The organism is Ferrimonas sp. SCSIO 43195, assembly GCF_023716685.1.
GTDB lineage: Bacteria > Pseudomonadota > Gammaproteobacteria > Enterobacterales > Shewanellaceae > Ferrimonas > Ferrimonas kyonanensis.
This window is the reverse complement of sequence record NZ_CP072679.1, coordinates 3,121,190-3,140,045: the sequence shown is the minus strand read 5'-3', so window position 1 is coordinate 3,140,045 and position 18,856 is coordinate 3,121,190. Positions and strand designations below refer to the sequence as shown.

Below are 18,856 nucleotides of genomic sequence, written 5' to 3'. Positions count from 1 at the left end.
GTAGACCATGCTTACCCGGGTTTCAGACTCTCTACTTACCCCTGTCGGTCCTCAGCAGCGGCCGGGACCGGCTTCGACGGTGGCCAGCAAGACCGAGGGCGACCGCCGCCGGCCGACGCCGGCCACGCCGCTGTCCCGGCACCGGCTGCGTTGTTACCAGCAGTGGGAGCGGGTGACCCGGGAGCATCAGCAGGTGGTGTACGCTCAGGTGGCGGAAGCCACCCTGAGCCGAGTCTGGCGCCTGGCTTGCCAATTGCAAAAGTTGGTGGAGCAGGGAATCGCACATCAGCAACTGTCCCAAAGCGCCAAGATGCAGGCCCTGGCCGAGCGGCTGGCTCAGATTCCGGGCCAGTACCGGGGCCGGCCACTGCTGGACGTTCGAATGACGCTGATTCCGCTCAATGGTGAGCCGGCACCGCGGCTGTGCCAGTTGAAGTCGGTGCCATTGCTGGCTTCCCGCCCTCGGGACGAGCTGGTGGAGATGAAGCTGGGTGAGCAATGGCTACAGATGGGGTTACCCGCCAACGCTTCGTCGGCAGAATTGGAAGCCGTGGTGCGCCAGGCGTTAATGCCTGTTGGCATCGAGCTCAGCGTTGAACAGGGCGTCGCTCGGCTCAGCGTGCCATCGGCGCTGTGGACGTCGTTGCAGGGCCAGGTGGCCATGCGCGGTCAGGGCCAACGTCTGCCTGCGGGCGAGCTGCGGCCGATACGCCTGTTGGAGCGATTTCACTGGCAGGACCCTCGAGGTTGGCGCTTTACCTCTGTCGATGAGATGAAGCAGAGCTTACCGAAAATTCAGGGTGTAGTGGCCAAGTTGGCCCGCCAGTTGACGATGACCCAGGGCGTTCAAGCGCAGATGCAGCAGACGTTGAACTCTGCGGATGGAGGCTTGATGGAGCATGAGGTGGACTCGCAGCTGCAACGGTTGCAGGTTCTGTTGAATCCCGGTGGGTTTCATCAGCGGATGAAGAGTTTGATGGCCCAGGCGAACGCCAGCCGCAATCAGACTCAATCACTGCTTTACTGAAACAGGCGCTTTAGTTCACCGCACTCCTGCTCATCCACCACTCCCTGTTGCTGCATCTGTTCCAGGTGATCCAGAAAGCCGGACAAGTCTCTCGGTGCCGCTCTCGCCTCAGTGGGGCGAGGGCCGTTGGTAAATGCAAAAGCCAGACCCGCAATCAGGGCGCCAATACCCAGCAACTCAATCAGTGCCATGAAGCTATCCCGGTGATGAAATTTCCGTCATTGTCGCAAGTGCATGGTGACTTTTCAAGGTAAAAACTTGTTTATTTTCATGGGTTAAGCCTTTGTTTGGCGATCGTTTGCGATCGCCAATTTGATCCCGGTGGGATCCGGGGCGATAGCACCATAACGGAGTAAAGATGACCGTGGCGAGTTGACCTTCGGCAGCATTGGTCGCGGTTTCAGCGCTTAGCGCAGTCGGTTTAAGTTTCTGTTCCGCCAGGTCGCTCTGTGGCTGTAGGGCCAAAGGAAGGAAAGCAGGCGGAAGTGCGATTTCCCCGACGTCGGAAACGACAGCGTCAGGCGCCACTTAGCTTCCTCCCTTTGATACATAACTTGTTGATTAAAAGTGAAAATAATTGATGGCACGATTCTAGCAAGAGTCCTGTGTTCAATGAGGAGAAACCATGATTTCAGGAATGTCAGCAGTGCAATGGGCGGAACAGCTAACTGCCGTTGAACGTGCGGGAAAGGATCAGCTCTATTCGACGCGGCAGACTCAGTACGACAGCCAACTGGACGCTTACAAATTGCTGGAATCCTCTCTGGATAAGATGACCGCCGATCTGGAAGCGCTGGGCGACGATGCCTTTAACGCCAAGTCCGGCAGTATCAGCGATGAGTCGGTCGCCAAGGTCACGGTCGGTCCGGATGCCCCTGCCGGTAATTACAACCTGGAGGTGTCCCAATTGGCTCAAGCTAGCCAGGTTACCGCCAGTTTCGCCAGTGAAGATGCGCTGTTGCCCACGTCTGGCGTGTTTGAGATTGACGTCAATGGCGACAAGCTGACCATCGATTTTGCCACCATGAACCCCGGCGGTACCGCCACGGTGGAAGGGTTGCGTGACTACATCAACAAGAACGCCGTCGATATGGGCGTGCAAGCGTCATTAATGCGTAAGGGCGATGGCAGTGTGGAGTTGTTGCTGACCTCGACCGAGACCGGCGTCGCCAATCAAATCTCCGTGACCCAGGACGACAACGCCTTTGGCTTTACCGATCTGGTGGTGGGTCAGGACGCCAAATTCAAGCTCAATGGCATCGACATCAGCAGCAGCACCAACTACGTGGAAGACGTCATCGATGGCGTTTCACTGGAGTTGATGGAGACCCATGAAGCCGGCAAATCGAGCACCATTACCGTCGACAATGACACCGAATCCACCATGGACGCGGTGAAAGACTTTGTTAACTCCTACAACAAGTTAATGAGTGAGATTGCCGGGTTGACTCAGAGCCTTGGCGCCACGGTGGAAGCGGAGTCTGACATCGGTAAAGACGATGAGGACGAAGACAGCGAGGACGCCAAGCAGATTGAAGAGGATCAGCTGGGTGTCCTCAAGGGCGATTCCAGCATTCGAATGCTGAAAGGATCTCTGCAAAATGTGCTGTTCACAGCGTCAGACAACGGCATGCGCCTGGGTGACGTGGGCATCGAGTTGGATCGCAATGGCAAGTTAACCATCGATGAAGACAAGCTGGAAAAAGCGCTGAAGAGCGATTCAGCGTCGGTGGAGAAGATGTTTACTTCAGACAACGGCTATTTGAACCGGTTGGATAAGGTGATGGATCCCTTTACCAAGCGCGATGGCTTTATCGACATGAAAAAAGACAACATCGATTCTCGAATCGAGCGTCTTGAAGACGACATCGCCAGTCATGACTATCGCATGAAACAAACCTATGACCGCTATCTCGCTCAGTTCACTGCCATGGAGGGCTACATCAGCTCCATGAACAGCTCTGCCGGATTGTTTTACTAACGGATAAACCAATGTTACACGACCAAGACCCCTTTAATGCCTATAAGCAAACCTCGCTGAATGCGAGGGCCGCCGCCGCCAATCAGCATGAAATGGTGCGGATGTTATTGGATGGCCTGATGGATGAGCTTGCTCGCTCTCAGGGCCACATTGAAGCCAAGCAGCATGAAAAAAAGGGCAACAGCATTCAGCGCTGTATCAACATCGTTCATGGCCTGGACAGCATGCTGGATCTGGAGAATGGCGGTGAAGTGGCGCAGAACCTGCACCAGCTTTACGACTATTGTAGCCGACAACTGATGTCGACCAGTATGAAGAATGACAGCCAGATGTTAGTCCCAGTAGTAAAGGTAATCTCCGATGTCCGAGAAGGTTGGCAAAATCTCAATTGAGCAGTGGGCTCGGTTTGGCAGGGCGCTGCAACAGTTCGCTGCTAAGCAGGACTGGGCCAGAGTGGCTCAGATTGACACTAAGTTGCAGGCGTTGCTGATTCAGGAAGGCAAGCCCCAGAACGAAGAGCAACTGGCGGCCCGTAAGGCGCTGGCGAAGGTTCACCGGGAAGTGCTGTCCCAATTGATCGGTGCGCGAGATCAGCTGGTCGATGAAATGGGGCAATTTCAATTACAGCGGGAAGGCTCAATGGCCTACCGACACACGGAGCTCAGCGGTGAACGCATTTCCAATTAACCTGCCGGGAGCGGCAACGGTGGACACTGGGGCCGGCATTAGTGCCAATCCTCAGGGGCAGCCGGCGGCCATTGCGGTGTCCTCGTCGCCCTACTCGGCGGTGGCCCAAGAACTGACTGCTGCGATGACCGCGGAGTTGGAGACTGAGGCGGCAAGCACAGAACCGGGTGACAGTGAGTCGCTGCTGGTTGAGGGTGCGCTCGAGATGCTGCCACCACTTGCCGTCATCGACGTCGAGGTTCAACCGGACCCGGCAGGGCAGGAATCGATGCCACTGGCGATCGGTGCCGAGTTGACTGCGGCCACCGTGGTGTCACCGGCTCCGGTACCAGAGACGCCGGTGGCGCCAGCGGCATTGTCGGTTTCCATGGATGCGGTGGAGGCGATGCCGATATCTCGCCCGCTCACCACCTCGATGGTAACCGGTGCTGAACCCGCACCGGCCGCGACTGCGGCATCGGTGGTGCCGGTCACACCGCCGAATCCGCCAGTGAAGACGAACACCACGGTAGCGGCGGCAGCGGCGACTGCCACTGCGGCGGTTTCGGTCGCGCCCGTTGCGGTAATGCCGGAGCAACTGGAGGCCCGAATTCAGCTGGCGGCCGCTCGCAGTAAAGCTCTGCCGGTGGCGGCGGTCGACACCGCTGTCGCCAATGGCGGAGCCTCACAGGCCCCTGTGAGTGTTTGGGGGCCGATGACGGTCACCAAGAGTGGGGATCAGGCATTGTTGGCGAGGGAGATGTTGGCGCCATTAGGTGACCAGATCCGTTTCAACCTGGAGCAGGGCATAAAGCGGGCCGAAGTGCGATTGGATCCACCGGATTTGGGGCGAATCGAGTTGACCATCCGTCAGGAGGGAGACCGGATCTCGGTGCAGCTGCACGCCGCCAATCCTCAGGTTCGGGATGCGCTGGCTCATGGGGCGGAGCGCTTGCGTCAGGAGATGATGCAGCAGTTTGATGGCCAGGTGGATGTGGACGTTGGTCAGCAGCAACCCGGACAACAGCAACACCCCTCCCAAAGCTGGGATGAGCGCATACTGGCCGCGGAGCATCATGAGATGAGCCGGCCAGAGGATGAACACGACATCATCGATATGTTGGCATAGAGAGAAGGGCACAGAAAATGGCAATGTCGACAGGAATCAAACGACTACTTCAGCTCAGCGTGCTGGTGGTGTGGTCCGGTGCCATGGTGATCTTCGGGGTCATCGGCATCGGTAACCCGGAAGACTTGGATCTGCCGTTTGGCCTCAGTGAAAAGGCCGCGGAGCCGGATAAATTCTACCCGATGGACAAACTGGTGATTTCCCTGCCAGGAGAACGTTATCCCCGCTACCTGTTGCTGGAGATGGCGCTGCAGTCCCCCTCGGAAGGGATTGAATCCATCTTGCTGCAGAGTGATCCCTTGCTGAGAAACACCATGATCAAGTTAATGGGCAGCAAGTCGGTAGAGGAGCTCAATGGCACCCATAACATGGAACAGTTGCAGCAGGAGGCCAAACAGGCGCTGCAAACCGTGTTAACCGAGCATGGCTTTGGCGTTCAGTTGGACGCCGTGTTGTTTACCCGCCTGGTGGTTCAGTAGGAGGTTCGATGTTAGCTCAGGCTTGCAGTTACGAGAGTGAGAGTCGCAGCGGCTCGGAATCGGAACAACTGAGTCAGTTTCTGCCTCTGGTGAAAAAGGCCGTCAATCAGTTGCGTAGCCATTGCGGCACCATGTTGGAAGTGCAGGATATGGAGCAGATCGGCATGATGGCCTTGCTCGATTCCCTGCGCCGCTATCCGGGCGAACTGGATGGCGGTTTCATCAACTTTGCCAGCAAGCGGATTCGAGGCGCGATTCTCGATGAACTCAGGCGCCTGGATTGGCGACCACGGCCGGTACGCCAGCAGGCTCATGAGTTTAACGACATCGTTCGCAAGCTCTCCAGAGAGCTGGGGCGACCGCCCCGGGACAGCGAAGTGGCCGAGGCGATGGCGCTGACGCCGGAACAGCTCAGAGAGAGGCTGTACGCCAGCCAGGCTGAATCGATGCAGAGCCTGGATGAGCTGTTTCAGAACGGCGTGGAACCGGATGCGGGTCAGGACGGCCAGAACCGTTTTATCGACAAACGCACGCTGGTTAAGGCACTGGGCCAGTTGAAGCAGAGAGAACAACTGGTGCTTGGCCTCTATTACCAACATGAGCTGAACCTGAAAGAGATTGCCCTGACCCTGGGGCTGACGGAATCGAGGGTGTGTCAGCTGCATAAGCTGGCTGTCAGTCAGCTGCAACAGATTCTGCAGCAGTGGCAAACCCCCGAGAAGAGACGACACGTATGAAAAAAATGTTAGGTTTTATTGGTTTGCTGCTGGCGGTCTTCGGGGGTTACGCGTCCCACGGCGGCTACCTGTCCAACCTGTGGCAGCCGGCGGAGATGGTGATTATTTTTGGCGCCGGTATTGGTGCGCTGTTCATCGCCAATCCCATCGACGTCATCAAGGATATGTGGCATCAGCTGAAAGATCTGTGGGCCAATGAGTCCGAGGATCCCGAGTTATACCCACAGGTGTTTGGCTTGATGCATGTGCTGTTGAGTCAACTGCAGTCTCAGGGGATGAAGGTGCTGGATGAGCACATCGAAAATCCCAATGAGAGTTCGATGTTTCTGATGTATCCGGCGGTACTCAAGCAGGAGGAACTGCTGCAGTTCATCGTCGATAACCTGCGGATGCAATCCATGGCCAAGGTGGCACCTCACGATCTGGAAACGCTTCTCGAAGAGGAGATCGAACGGATTCACGAGGATCATCTTCGGCCGTCCGAGGCGCTGTCAAAAGTCGCCGAGGCGATGCCGGGCTTCGGCATCCTGGCGGCAGTGATGGGGATCATCATTACCATGGGCAGCATCGATGGACCGTTGACCATGATTGGGGTCAAGGTCGCAGCCGCCTTGGTCGGGACCTTCATCGGCATCTTCGCTTGTTATTGTATGTTCGACCCGCTGGCCACCGCCCTGGAGCATCTGGTGGACCGGCACACCGCTCGACTCAGGTGCATGGCCGCCATTCTGGTGATGCACGCCAAAGGCAAGCCACCTCTGTTGGCCATTGATGCCGGGCGGCGTCAGATTCAGCATGAGAATCGACCCAGCTTTATCGAGGTTGAACGTTGGCTTGAGGCACAACAACTTTGATGCAGCAAGGAAAGTCGCCAGTGATCATTAAAAAGGGTAAGAAAAGGAAACACGGGGGCAGCCATGGTGGCGCCTGGAAAGTCGCGTTCGCCGATTTTACCCTGGCGATGATGTGTTTCTTCATGGTGATGTGGCTGATGCAGATCGCCGATCAGCAGGAACGTCAGGCCATTGTGCAGCAGCTCAACGGGCCACCGATTGAACAGGGCGCCAACCCACTGGCGACCAGTGTCAATAGCTCCATCATCGACTTTGAGGGCAGACCGAGCCTGGACAAAGCGGCCATACCGGCGACCGGTACCGGTCCGGAACAGGCGGGGGTGGCGATGTTCAATAACATCCCCGAAGGTGAGGTGGACTCGTTGGCCGGTAAGGGCGATGAACTCAATGCCATGGTACCGGGCAGCAGTGATACCCAGATCCAGTTGCAGACCCTGGCTCAGCAAGTGCACGACGTCACTCAGAACAGTGAAATTGCCAAGCATGTGGATTTTGAAATGACGCCTCAGGGGCTGCGCATCGTGATTCAGGACTCGTCGGATCAATTTATGTTCAAGCGTGGCCGCAATCAGATGGAGCCCTATTTTGAAGATCTGATGCTGTCGCTGGCGGAGATTCTGGCACCGGTGAAAAACCGCTTTATTGTCAGTGGTCATACCGACTCGGCGCCCTTTGCGGGCAATCGCAAGACCAACTGGGAGTTGTCATCGATGCGGGCACTGGAGGCTCGGCGGGCACTGGTGATTGGCGGTGTCGATGCCAGCCGGGTACTGCAGGTGGCCGGTTATGCCGACCAGATGTTGCTGAATGACGCGGATCCGATGGCGGCGCAGAATCGGCGCATCGAGCTGTTTATTCTCAGTGATGAGGGGGAGCAGACCCTGTTTGACCAGCATGGTTTGAGTGGCGCCCAGATGCAGCAAGCCCGCTCTCGAGCCGAGTCCAACAGCCCTAGGTTGAGATACAATGACTAACGCCCCTAATACCCCAAAAAGCAAAGCTAATCAGGAGGATCCGGCCTTTGTTCGCAATGGCCCGGATCGGCTGCAGAAGGTGTTCCTGTACCTGATCCTAGTGAACTGGCTGGTGGCCGGCTTGCTGATGATGAAGATCGACAGTTTGAGCTTCCTGGCCGGTACTCTGGCCGGTGGCGGCATCATTATGCTGCAGTTTTTCCTGTTGAAGTTGACCTTGATGCGGGCCCGGCGCGCCGGGGATGGCTACCTGCTGTACCCGGTCACCGCCAGCACTCTGCTAATTGTGTTGTTATTGATTGGCTTTTTCTTCTTTTACTGACGCCCTCAGGTAGTCGGCCTGGCGCCGGCTACTCTTTTCCCTACCAGTTACGGCGAGTTCCGCGCTGATCTTAATTTCACTCCTGCCAGGGGCGCTGCTGACGCGTCCGCTTTTTTGTTTGTGTCCGGGTTAGGGTTCGATGGGCGGCGATGCCGGGGCGGAGCGTGGTTAATGCCCACAGCCTCTCAATGGCACTGCGAATCTTTTTCTCGAGGCCGGGAGCAGGGTGAGGTCAGGATCCCAGTTGGATTCGAAATAGACGTTTTTGGGGTGGGTTTCGGAATATGGGAAACGCTTTTCCCGGCAATTTAATATTCGGAATCAGGTAACAGTTTTAATATTTGAATATCCATGTGTGTGATTACTGTCACGGTTGACGTCGATGGCGGGGCGCCACAATACAGTGGAATTATTTGATGAGTAATTCGAACTTGCTTAATAACTTCAAATAACCTGTCGGGTTAAATGTGCTCGAAGATAATTTGATGATGGAAATGCCACTGTAATTATTGCTCGAGAATCGAAGTTTAAATGTCATTTAAAATTTCGATGTCGCGCAATACCAAGGAAATGATGATGAAAACTACCAATCCACTGGTCTGTCTGACTGTGGTTGCGGCCCTGTTTAGTGCCAGTTCACTGGCCCAGGACAGTTGTCTCAATTGCCATAAGAACGCCAAACTACTGCAGAAAATGATCGAGAAGAAACAGCTTGCCACCGGTGAGTTAAGCGCCGAACAACGGGCCGCCCAGCTTCAAGTGAGTCTTGATGCCATGGCCAGCCACGGGGAACTTGATTGCAGCGACTGCCACCAGGCCGATGCCAGCAAGGCCAAATCCTGGCATCCGGCCATTCAGAGCGACCCGACTGCCGACGGTGGCTCGGTGTGCAGTGACTGTCATGGCGAGGAGATGGTTACCAACTTCCGTCACTCACTGCACTACACCGTCAACGGCATTGCCAAGGGGCTGGTGGAGCGCCTGGCGCAAACCCCTAATGCCCAGGAGCTGTATGATGAGATGCACCATGCCGAAGTGGAGGGGTGTAACAGTTGTCACGCCACCTGTGGCCAGTGCCACATCAGCCAACCGGATTACGTCGGCGGAGGGTTGTTGAATAAGCACGCGTTCGTGAAAAATGCCGATCCGGAACAAACCTGCGAAACCTGTCACTATGAAAATGCCGAAACTCATAGAGAGTTAGACGCCCACGTGACGAAACACAACATGAGCTGTACCGATTGTCACAGTGCTCAACAAGAGTTTCATGGTCGAGATATTAACGAGATTCCAGAAGGTAATTTATATTCTGGCGGACCGGATAATATAACCAAGGGGCATTTTGAACAGACTCAAAAAAAGGACATTATTCAAGTTAAGTGTGAAGACTGTCACCAGGATAAGATTGACGATCACACCGAATTGCTGACCGGTAAGGCGGCGTTAATTAATCACAATGAAAAATTAAAATGCACTGCTTGTCATACTCAGCCCTACACCAACTGTTTTGGTTGCCATGAAGACTCGCCTGAATCCGTCGGTACCTGGGAAACCCTTAAGCGGGTCGTTAAAGGCGCCGTCGGCGAAGTAGGGGATGAGAACATTAAACTGGGCCTGAGTGTTGCCAACGATCCTCACAGCAAACTGGTGCCGCTGAGTCACTCTGGTGGTGTCAGTAAAGACAGCAAGGCGGTAGTGAACCTTAAGGATCCGGCCACCAAGTCCTACTGGGTTCCCTTTGCCGCTCACTTTGTCAGTAAGAACCCGCTGGCCACGGCGGAAGCCCGCACCAGCAAGCGGATGTGCGAGAACTGCCATAACACCGACAACGACATCTTCCTAAAACACAGCGACGTTCAGCTGGGCATCACCGATCCCGTGTCGGAAACCCAGTGGATTGTCCCTGCCAACCGTTTGCCTAAGCACTAAGTCACTATCAGGAGTATTACTATGAAATCCATTACCATTGCTGCTTTGGCATTGTTGAGTACTCAGGCATTGGCGGCCCAAGCGCCGGTGTCGGCATCAGGCTATATGATGGGGCTGAGCAACTATCTGTGGCGCGGTCAGAGCATCAGCCTGGACAATCCCTCGCTGCAGTCCGACTTCATGCTGGAGCATGACATCGGCCTCTATGGTGGCGTCTCCTATGAGACCTATCGGTATGAGGATGGAGCCGATGAGGTCAAGGATTATGAGATCGATTACTACGGTGGTTACTACCACATGTTTAACGACGATCTGGGTATGGGCCTCAGCGCCATGAAATACACCTTTGGTGACGGCGATGACACCCTGGAGTACACGGTGTCGGTGGACTACCGCAACCTGAGCGCCACCGTCAATTACGACGAGGATGTGAAAGCCTGGTACAGCGAGCTGAATTACTCGGTGGCCCTGTTTGCGGACAGCACCCTGGTGGTGCACGGCGGGTGGTTTACCGATGCCGAAAACTACGGTTACGGTGATGAAGCCAACCCGGCGGATGAGTTCTATGATGTGGCGCTGCGTTACGATTATCCGTTCTGGGATACATTCAGCCTGTTGTTGGAAGCCAGTTACCACGAGTATGACGACGACCACTACATGATCGGTGTGGCCTACTGGCTGTAAGCACAAGTTACGATTCAGTCTGTCCCTCAGCTGAGTCAAAGCCCCGGGTTTGGCCGGGGCTTTTTTCTGTCTGCGAGTTACGGCGCACTGGCCTGAGCGTCGGCCGAGGCCGGTGGCTGTGGCGACAGCCGGTGGCCGAGCCAACGTTCCATGATCAGGCAGGCGGTCAGATCACCGCTGACGTTGATGGCGGTGCGGCACATATCCAGCAGGCGGTCGACCCCAATCAACAGGGCGATGCCCTGGGCGGGGACGCCGATTCCATGGAGAATGGTGGCGAGAATGACGATGCCTACCCCCGGGGTACTGGGGGAGCCGATGGAGGCGCCGACGGTGGTAATGGTCAGCATCAATATCTGCCCCTGGCTCAGTTCTATGCCGTAAACCTGGGTCAAAAACAGCGCGGCAACCACCTGGTAAAGAGCCGTGCCATCCATGTTGACCGTGGCGCCCAGTGGAACCACGAAACGGGCGATGCCCGGCGACACCTGTAATGAATCCTGGGCGGTTTTCATCGACAGGGGCATGACGGCGGCGGAGCTGGAGGTGGAGAACGCCAGCAACTGTACCTGGCGAACCTGGCGCAGAAACCACAGGGGTGAGCGATGGGCCAGCACCGCCACCATCAGTAAGTACACACTCAGCAGCAACAGCAAGCCCAGTAGCACCACACCGACATAGGCCGACATGCCGAGTATGGCGTCGGGGCCAAGGCGAATCGCCAGCTCAGCCAGCAGACCAAACACCGCGTACGGCGCCAGCATCATCGCCCAGCCAACCACTTTGAGTGACACCTCTTGTACGCTTTGCAGCAAGGCCGTCAGCGGTGCGGTCATTGTCAGGGGCAGGGCGGTAATGGCCACCCCCAATATGATGGCGTAGATGACGATCTGCAGCATGTCTTTGGTGACCATGGCCTGATTAATGTTGGTGGGGATCAATTGGGCGATGCGCTCGGGCAATGACAGGCTCGGCATCAATTGCGGATCGGACATTCGGCTGGCCGCGGCACTGGCATGCTGAACCAGACTGGCATCGATGTGGTCGCCGGGGCGCAGAGTCAGGGTTAACACAATGCCGATACTGACGGCGATGGTGGTGGTGGTCACAAAGTAGGGCAGAATCCTCATTCCGACCTGCTTCAGGTAACCGGAATCGCCACTGGAACACAATCCCAGCACGATGGAGGAGAGCACCAGCGGAATCACCATCATCTGAATCAGGTTGAGGAATACCGCTCCGGGCAGGGCCAGCCAATCGGCGGCCAGGGCGCTGGTGTTGTCGGTGAGCAGAGCGGCCCCATGGGGAGACAACAGCAGCCCGGTGCTCAGACCCAGCACCATGGCCAGCAGAATTTGTGCCCACAGGTGGGTGCGGATAAGCAGGGTAATGGAGCCGATGTCCATCGTGTTGGTTGAGGCGGGAGCTGGCATGAACTGTCCTCCGTGGCGGTTCAGGGCGACGGATTGTTGCTGACCATCGCTAGCGTGTATGAGGATACCCCTGTGGTCAGGATGCTGCAATGGCTTGAATGACAGGCAAAAAAAAGCCCGCTGAAGTTCAGCGGGCAGAATAGCAATCAACAAAAAAGAAGGAAGTTAAGCAAAAGAACCTTATTCCCGGGTTGACCTTGCTTAGGTGTCACCCCGGTAGGAAATCGTTGACTCGGAGAGTCGTTATCTCCTCAATGACCGCTATTCTATGGCAACCCTTTCCCTTGGGACAACCAAGAAAAATTGCTTTTTTGCATTAGTTTTTCTCATTTAACTTTGATTCAATTTCGGTCGTAGGGAGTGCTGGATTCAAACCTGAATGGCCGTTTGATAAGGGTTGCGGGCACAGTTTGTGGCAAAGTGGGCGCTGAGTCACACTGGCTTATGTGTGTAAGCAAAAATAATATTGAAAACGATCGCTCTTGGCTGAAATCCCATGGCTGGTTATAGTGAGCCGGTCTACAAAATCATAATAAAGGAATAACAATGCGCATTTTGGCATTTTCTATGCTGGCCGCGTCCCTGCTGAGCGGGTGCCAGTCGATGGATAAGGAGCAGCACAGTGCTGTACCCGAAACCGCCCGCAGTACAGTGGTTGACAGCCTGCATGGGACTCAGGTGGCTGACCCCTATCGCTGGTTGGAAGACCTGGACAGCGCCGAGACGGCAGATTGGGTAAAACGTCAACAGAGCTATGGCGATCGTTATCTGGCTCAGATCCCAAATCGCACTGTGATTGAGGATCGCATCACGCAACTGTGGAACTACGAGAAACTGAGCCCGCCGGAGGTCAAAGGTGAGAATCAGTTTTTCTATCGCAACGACGGCCTTCAGAGCCAGTCGGTGTTGTACCGTGCCGATAAGCAGGGTAAGCATGCCAAGGTGTTGCTGGACCCCAACGGCTTTTCCAGCGATGGCACCATCGCCCTGTCCGGAGTCAGCATCAGCGAGCAGGGACAGTGGTTGGCCTACGGGACCTCTCAATCGGGCTCCGACTGGCAGCAGTGGCAGTTCGTCAATATCGCCACCGGCGAGGCCCTGACCGACAAGCTCGAGTGGATTAAATTCTCCTCCGCCACCTGGGACAAGCAGGGTGAGGGGGTCTGGTATTCCCGTTATGATGCCCCGGCGGCCGGCGACAACAAGATGGAGCAGGCCAACTACTTCCAGAAGGTGTATTACCACAAGTTGGGCACCCCTCAGTCTGAGGACACCCTGGTGTACCACCGTCCGGATCAGAAAGACTGGGGCTTTGGCACCGAGTTGTCTGACGACGGTAAGTACTTGCTTATCACCGTGTCCCAGGGCACCGATCCTCGCAACCGGTTCTTCTATCAAGAACTGGCGACCGGCAACACCGTTGAGTTGATGTCGGAACTGGAAGCGGAGTATCTGTTCCTGGGCAACGACGGCGATACCTTTTACTTCAAGACCGATTACCAGGCTCCTAAGGGCCGCATCATTGCGGTTGATCTGACTAAGCCGCAGAAAGCCCATTGGCGCGAACTGGTGGCTGAGACCGACAACACCATCTACAACGCCTCGATCATCAACAACCGCTTTGTGGTCAGCTATCTGAAAGACGTGCTGGCCGAAGTTCAGGTGTACGGCCTTAAGGGCGAGCTGCAGCAGACCCTGGCATTGCCCGGAGCCGGCCGGGTGGTCGGCATCAGCGGTGGTCGCGATGATCAGCAGATGTACTTCCTGTTCAACTCCTACATCCATCCGACCGGAGTGTATCGCTACGACTTCAACGGCAGCGAAGTCAGCGCTTACAACATCCCGGACGTGGCCTTCAGCCCGGCAGATTACGTGTCTGAACAGGTGTTTTACACCAGTAAGGACGGCACCCGGGTGCCGATGATCATTTCCTACAAGAAGGGGTTGAAGAAGGACGGCAACAACCCGACGCTGCTGTATGCCTATGGCGGTTTCAATATCTCGCTGACCCCTCGTTTCTCTCCGGCCACCATTGCCTGGCTGGATATGGGCGGTGTCTACGCGGTGCCTAACTTGCGCGGCGGTGCGGAGTACGGCGAAGCCTGGCACCAGGGGGGCATGAAGGAGAAGAAGCAGAATGTGTTTGATGATTACTACGCGGCGGCGGAGTATCTGATTGCCCAGAACTACACCAACAGCAGCAAGCTGGGGGCGTACGGACGCAGTAACGGCGGCCTGCTGATGGGCGCGGCGCTGACTCAGCGTCCGGACCTGTTTGCGGCGGTATTGCCCGCGGTCGGCGTGCTGGACATGTTGCGTTTCCAGAAGTTCACCATTGGCTGGGCCTGGACCTCGGAATACGGCAGTGCCGACAATGCCGAGGACTTTGGTTACCTGCGGGCGTATTCGCCACTGCACAATGTGGTGAAGCAGGCCTACCCGGCCACCATGGTGATGACCGCCGATCACGACGATCGGGTGGTGCCGTCTCACAGCTTTAAGTTTACCGCCGAGTTGCAGCATCAGCAGCAGGGGGATGCACCGGTCATTGCTCGCATCGAAACCAAGGCGGGTCACGGTGCGGGTAAACCGACGGCCATGAAGATTGCCGAGTTCCGCGACATCTACGCCTTCTTGTGGCACAACTTCGGCCTGACGTTGCCGGAGCGAATCCAGTAACCGCTGTTCAGTAACTGTGCGATCGGGGAGGCTTGGCCTCCCTTTTTTGTTAACTGACGCAATTTGAAACTCAAACTTAGCATTTCTGGACTGCCATCACTTTGGGTCATGGGGTATAGTAGCCAGTCATTCCAACAGGTTTTAGACAGTGAACAGGAAGGGAAATGGCGTTTCGTTGGCCCATCAGAGTGTACTATTCGGATACTGATGCAGGCGGGGTGGTCTACCACGCCAATTACCTGAACTTCTTCGAGCACGCCCGGTCAGAGATGTTACGTCAGCATGGCTTTGAGCAGGATCAGCTGATGGCTGAAGACGTGCTGTTTGTGGTGCGTAACATGAACATCGATTTTGTTCGTCCGGCCCGGTTTAACCAACATCTGACTGTCGAGACCGAGATCACCAAGATGGGGGGCGCCAGCATGGTGTTCAGTCAGTCTTTGGTGGATGACGAAGGTCAGCGATACTGCCAGGCCGACGTCAAAGTGGTTTGCATTAATGCCAGCGGTTTTACGCCGGTGGCGATCCCTTCGCATATTAAACAGGAGTTAACGGGTGTCAGCTGAAATTTCCTTTATCAATCTTTTTCTGGAAGCCAGCTTACTGGTAAAGCTGGTGATGCTGATGCTGTTGCTGTTGTCCATTACCGGCTGGGCCGTGATCATTCAGCGCCGTAACGTGCTGAACAGTGCCACCGTCAATGCCAAGAAATTTGAAGACCGTTTCTGGTCCGGTGTCGATCTGAGCCGCCTGTACCAGGAGCTGTCCTCCCGAGGCGACCGCAACACCGGCATGGAGTTGCTGTTTACCGCCGGCTTTAAGGAGTACATGCGCCTGAATCAGACCGCCACCAGCGGCGGCGCCATCATGGATGGCTCTCAGCGTGCCATGCGGGTTGCCCTGTCTCGGGAAGTCGACAAGCTGGAGTCCAACCTGTCACTGCTGGCTACCATTGGTTCCACCAGTCCCTACATCGGTCTGTTTGGTACAGTCTGGGGCATCATGAACGCCTTTATTGCCCTGGGGGCGGTACAAAACGCCACCCTCAACATGGTGGCTCCTGGTATTGCCGAAGCCTTGATTGCAACCGCCATGGGCCTGTTTGCTGCGATTCCGGCGGTGATCTTCTTTAACCGTTACTCCACGAAGGTGGAAAAGCTGGAAAACAGCTACATCAACTTTATCGAGGAGTTCTCCAGCATTCTGCATCGCCAGGCCTTCAGTGATAAGGAAGGCCGTTGATGCAAGGCTTCCAGCGCAAGCGGCGGCGTAAGGTCGCCGAAATCAATGTGGTGCCCTACATCGACGTGATGCTGGTGCTGCTGATCATCTTTATGGCCACCGCCCCCATTATCTCTCAGGGGGTCAAAGTGGATCTGCCCCAGGGAGAGGCGGAGCCGTTGAAACGGGATTCCAAGCCGCCGCTGGTGGCATCGGTAACCGCCGAAGCGCAGTATTTCCTTGATAATGGCAGCGTCCAGGACGATCGCCCGCTGATGCTCGATGAGCTGGCGGCACTGGTGGCGGCGGAGCTGCAGCTCGACCCTCAGCGGCCGGTGGTGGTGAAAGGGGATCGCCAGGTTTCTTACGATGAAGTGATTCAACTGATGGTGAGCCTGCAGAAAGCCGGTGTGCCGTCGGTGGGACTGATGACCGAGAGTGCGGAGCAGTAAATGCAACAGAAACTGACCCTGCCGTTCATTCTCTCTTTGCTGGCCCACGTGGGCCTGTTTGCCTTGCTGGCACTGAGTGTGAATTTTCAATCTAAGCCCAAACCCCAGCCCCAGGCCAGCGCGCCGGTGGTGCAGGCCGTGGTCGTCGACCAGGCCCAGGTGCAAAAGCAGGTTGAGCGAATCAAAAAAGCCAAGGCCGATGCGGCGGCGGCAGAGCGTCAGCGCCAGAATGAACTGGAGCGCAAGCGCAAGGCCGAGCAGGAAAAGCTGCGTAAGCTGGAGCGGGATCGTAAAAACAAAGAGCTGGAAATCAAAAAGGCCAATGAAGCGGCCAAGCAAGCCAAGCTGAAGCAGAAGAAAGAGCAGGAGCAAGCCAGAAAACTGGCGGATCAACGCAAGCGCGAAGAAGCGGCGAAGCAGAAAGCCGAGCGGGATCGCAAGGCGGCGGAAGACGCCGCCAAGAAAGCCGAAGCAGAACGAAAACGCAAAGCCGAACAGGCGGAAGCCGAGCGTAAGCGCAAAGAGCAGGAGCGCAAGCGCAAAGAGGCCGAAGAAGCCGCTCGACGTGCCCGAGAGAAGGAGCTGGCGGATCAATTGGCGGCCGAACAGGCGCAGTTGTCGGCGGCCCGCAACCAACAGGTGTTGTCGGAAGTGCAGCGGTACGAGGTACTGATTCGCCAGACCATCCAGCGTAACCTGCGCACCAACACCAGCATGCGTGGTAAAGAGTGTCGAGTGAACATTAAACTGGCACCGGACGGTTTTGTGATTTCCAGTAAGACCCTGGATGGTGACACCAGTGTCTGCCGGGCGACTCAGGCGGCCATCAATGCCGCCGGTAAGTTGCCGGTGTCGCCGGAGGCCGACGTCTACGCCAAATTGAAAGATATCAACTTAACGGTACAACCCGAGCAATAGTGAAAGGCCAGATGAGATTAAAACAACGAGTAATGATGGCGTGTTTGGCGCTGTTCACCCTGGTGGCAATGCCGGCCCGGGCCACATTGGAAATTGTGATAACCGAAGGCATCGATGCAGCCCGCCCGGTTGCCGTGGTGCCTTTTGTCTGGGAAGGCCAGGGCGCCATGCCTGAGCAGATCGCCGATGTGGTCTCTTCCGACCTGCGTCGTTCCGGGACCTTTAACCCCATTGCCCAGGGGCTGATGCCCAGTCGGGTCGGATCGGCCGCCGAGCTGAACCTCAAAGCCTGGATCGAGACCGGCGCCGAAGCGGTAGTGGTGGGCAAGGTCAGTGAGTTTGGTCCAGATCAGTACCAGGTCAGTTTTGAGTTGGTGGACCTGGTTCGGGCGCAGATGACCGGCGGTGACAGTCGCGGACTGCAGAACGGCAAGTTGGTGCAGACTCAGGATCACATCCTCGAGGGGCGTGACACGGTGATCCGTGGCAGCCAGTTCCGCCAGTACGGCCACCGCATCTCCGATCTGGTCTATGAAGCCCTGACCGGCATCAAGGGGGCGTTCCTGACTCGCATCAGCTACGTGACCGTGGATGATGCCGATGCATTCAAGTTTCAGCTTCGAGTAGCCGACTATGATGGCTATAACGAAAAGGTGTTGTTGCGTTCTAAGGAGCCGCTGATGTCGCCATCGTGGTCACCAGACGGCCGCAAACTGGCGTACGTGTCGTTCGAGAAGAACCGTTCCGAGATCTACATTCAGGATCTGTACACCCAGCAGCGCCAACGGCTGACCAGCTTTGAAGGCATCAATGGCTCGCCGGCGTGGTCGCCGGACGGCAAGCAGATGGCGATGAGCCTGTCAAAAGACGGCAACTCTGAGATCTACGTCATGGATTTGGCCAGTAAAGCGTTGCGACGCATTACCAACCATTATGCCATTGACACCGAACCCAGCTGGCACCCGGATGGTAAATCGTTGATTTTCACGTCTGAACGGGGTGGTCGACCGCAGATTTATCGCGTATATTTGGATACCGGAAGGATCCAGCGTTTGACCTTCCAGGGGGAGTGGAACCTCGGTGGTTCTATTACACCGGATGGTCGTTACTTGGTGATGGTGAACCGGACCAACGGACGTTACCACATTGCTCGCATGGAGCTGACTACCGGCTTTATGGATGTGTTGACCGAAACCTATCTGGATGAATCCCCAAGTGTTGCCCCGAATGGCACCATGATCATTTATGGGACGAGTCACAATGGCCGCCAGGTTCTGGCTGCCGTGTCGGTGGACGGCCGATTTAAGGCGCGAATTCCGACTCAGGTAGGCAGTGTGAAAGCGCCTTCTTGGTCGCCTTATCTTTGATTGG

General features: G+C 56.2%; 21 protein-coding genes. 18 read left to right on the top strand and 3 right to left on the bottom strand.

Features of this window, described 5'->3' with window-relative positions:
* The first annotated feature begins 7 nt into the window (after nucleotides 1–7).
* The gene (locus tag J8Z22_RS14635; RefSeq protein WP_252006915.1) at nucleotides 8–1,027 is read left to right on the top strand and encodes a hypothetical protein; all 1,020 of its coding nucleotides are present in this window, start codon (nucleotides 8–10) and stop codon (nucleotides 1,025–1,027) included.
* Here J8Z22_RS14635 and J8Z22_RS14630 read toward each other — a convergent pair.
* Nucleotides 1,021–1,218 (bottom strand): hypothetical protein, encoded by a 198-nt coding sequence (locus tag J8Z22_RS14630; protein WP_028114955.1) that lies wholly within the window; start codon nucleotides 1,216–1,218, stop codon nucleotides 1,021–1,023. The genes J8Z22_RS14635 and J8Z22_RS14630 overlap by 7 nt on opposite strands.
* Before the next feature lie 4 nt (nucleotides 1,219–1,222).
* On the bottom strand, nucleotides 1,223–1,555 hold the full coding sequence (locus tag J8Z22_RS14625) for a hypothetical protein (RefSeq protein WP_252006914.1): 333 nt from the start codon (nucleotides 1,553–1,555) through the stop codon (nucleotides 1,223–1,225).
* 109 nt (nucleotides 1,556–1,664) lie between these two features.
* Here J8Z22_RS14625 and fliD point away from each other — a divergent pair, with 109 nt between their 5' ends.
* From fliD to J8Z22_RS14570, 11 genes are all read left to right on the top strand, one after another.
* Nucleotides 1,665–3,008, top strand: a complete 1,344-nt coding sequence (fliD, locus tag J8Z22_RS14620) for a flagellar filament capping protein FliD (RefSeq protein ID WP_245595639.1) — start codon at nucleotides 1,665–1,667, stop codon at nucleotides 3,006–3,008.
* Nucleotides 3,009–3,019: 11 nt separating this feature from the next.
* Nucleotides 3,020–3,400, top strand: a complete 381-nt coding sequence (fliS, locus tag J8Z22_RS14615; protein WP_028114957.1) for a flagellar export chaperone FliS — start codon at nucleotides 3,020–3,022, stop codon at nucleotides 3,398–3,400.
* Complete coding sequence (locus J8Z22_RS14610) at nucleotides 3,369–3,695, top strand: hypothetical protein (protein WP_028114958.1); 327 nt, start codon at nucleotides 3,369–3,371, stop codon at nucleotides 3,693–3,695. The genes fliS and J8Z22_RS14610 overlap by 32 nt, the downstream gene beginning before the upstream one ends.
* Nucleotides 3,676–4,803, top strand: coding sequence for a flagellar hook-length control protein FliK (locus J8Z22_RS14605; RefSeq protein WP_252006913.1), 1,128 nt, complete (start codon nucleotides 3,676–3,678; stop codon nucleotides 4,801–4,803). Before J8Z22_RS14610 ends, J8Z22_RS14605 begins: the two co-directional genes overlap by 20 nt.
* Nucleotides 4,804–4,826: 23 nt before the next feature.
* Complete coding sequence (fliL, locus tag J8Z22_RS14600) at nucleotides 4,827–5,282, top strand: flagellar basal body-associated protein FliL (protein WP_169629341.1); 456 nt, start codon at nucleotides 4,827–4,829, stop codon at nucleotides 5,280–5,282.
* A gap of 8 nt (nucleotides 5,283–5,290) precedes the next feature.
* The gene (locus J8Z22_RS14595; protein WP_028114961.1) at nucleotides 5,291–6,019 is read left to right on the top strand and encodes an RNA polymerase sigma factor FliA; all 729 of its coding nucleotides are present in this window, start codon (nucleotides 5,291–5,293) and stop codon (nucleotides 6,017–6,019) included.
* Nucleotides 6,016–6,873, top strand: a complete 858-nt coding sequence (motA, locus tag J8Z22_RS14590; protein WP_028114962.1) for a flagellar motor stator protein MotA — start codon at nucleotides 6,016–6,018, stop codon at nucleotides 6,871–6,873. Before J8Z22_RS14595 ends, motA begins: the two co-directional genes overlap by 4 nt.
* A gap of 20 nt (nucleotides 6,874–6,893) precedes the next feature.
* Nucleotides 6,894–7,847, top strand: coding sequence for a flagellar motor protein MotB (locus J8Z22_RS14585; protein WP_245595640.1), 954 nt, complete (start codon nucleotides 6,894–6,896; stop codon nucleotides 7,845–7,847).
* The gene (locus J8Z22_RS14580; protein WP_252006912.1) at nucleotides 7,840–8,169 is read left to right on the top strand and encodes a hypothetical protein; all 330 of its coding nucleotides are present in this window, start codon (nucleotides 7,840–7,842) and stop codon (nucleotides 8,167–8,169) included. The genes J8Z22_RS14585 and J8Z22_RS14580 overlap by 8 nt, the downstream gene beginning before the upstream one ends.
* Nucleotides 8,170–8,745: 576 nt before the next feature.
* On the top strand, nucleotides 8,746–10,098 hold the full coding sequence (locus J8Z22_RS14575) for a hypothetical protein (RefSeq protein WP_252006911.1): 1,353 nt from the start codon (nucleotides 8,746–8,748) through the stop codon (nucleotides 10,096–10,098).
* Between the two features lie 21 nt (nucleotides 10,099–10,119).
* Nucleotides 10,120–10,782: a TorF family putative porin gene (locus tag J8Z22_RS14570; RefSeq protein WP_035416452.1), complete on the top strand. Its 663-nt coding sequence runs from the start codon at nucleotides 10,120–10,122 to the stop codon at nucleotides 10,780–10,782.
* Nucleotides 10,783–10,859: 77 nt separating this feature from the next.
* Here the strand turns inward: J8Z22_RS14570 and J8Z22_RS14565 are convergent, their stop codons facing one another.
* Nucleotides 10,860–12,215, bottom strand: a complete 1,356-nt coding sequence (locus J8Z22_RS14565; protein ID WP_252006910.1) for a dicarboxylate/amino acid:cation symporter — start codon at nucleotides 12,213–12,215, stop codon at nucleotides 10,860–10,862.
* A gap of 546 nt (nucleotides 12,216–12,761) precedes the next feature.
* On the opposite strand from J8Z22_RS14565, the gene J8Z22_RS14560 reads away from it, so the two are divergent.
* The 6 genes from J8Z22_RS14560 to tolB all read left to right on the top strand — a co-directional run bounded on the left by J8Z22_RS14560 (nucleotide 12,762) and on the right by tolB (nucleotide 18,852).
* Nucleotides 12,762–14,894: a prolyl oligopeptidase family protein gene (locus J8Z22_RS14560; protein WP_371877975.1), complete on the top strand. Its 2,133-nt coding sequence runs from the start codon at nucleotides 12,762–12,764 to the stop codon at nucleotides 14,892–14,894.
* A 164-nt stretch (nucleotides 14,895–15,058) separates the two neighbouring features.
* Nucleotides 15,059–15,460 carry a tol-pal system-associated acyl-CoA thioesterase gene (ybgC, locus tag J8Z22_RS14555; protein ID WP_028114967.1) on the top strand — a complete coding sequence of 134 codons (402 nt, stop codon included), beginning with the start codon at nucleotides 15,059–15,061 and terminating at the stop codon, nucleotides 15,458–15,460.
* On the top strand, nucleotides 15,450–16,136 hold the full coding sequence (gene tolQ, locus J8Z22_RS14550) for a protein TolQ (RefSeq protein WP_028114968.1): 687 nt from the start codon (nucleotides 15,450–15,452) through the stop codon (nucleotides 16,134–16,136). Before ybgC ends, tolQ begins: the two co-directional genes overlap by 11 nt.
* Entirely contained in the window at nucleotides 16,133–16,567 is a 435-nt protein-coding gene (gene tolR, locus J8Z22_RS14545) for a protein TolR (RefSeq protein ID WP_028114969.1), read from the top strand. The genes tolQ and tolR overlap by 4 nt, the downstream gene beginning before the upstream one ends.
* A complete protein-coding gene (tolA, locus tag J8Z22_RS14540; RefSeq protein ID WP_252006909.1) occupies nucleotides 16,568–17,485 on the top strand; it encodes a cell envelope integrity protein TolA in 918 nt (305 codons plus the stop codon).
* A gap of 11 nt (nucleotides 17,486–17,496) precedes the next feature.
* Nucleotides 17,497–18,852, top strand: a complete 1,356-nt coding sequence (tolB, locus tag J8Z22_RS14535; RefSeq protein ID WP_028114971.1) for a Tol-Pal system beta propeller repeat protein TolB — start codon at nucleotides 17,497–17,499, stop codon at nucleotides 18,850–18,852.
* Nucleotides 18,853–18,856 lie beyond the last annotated feature (4 nt).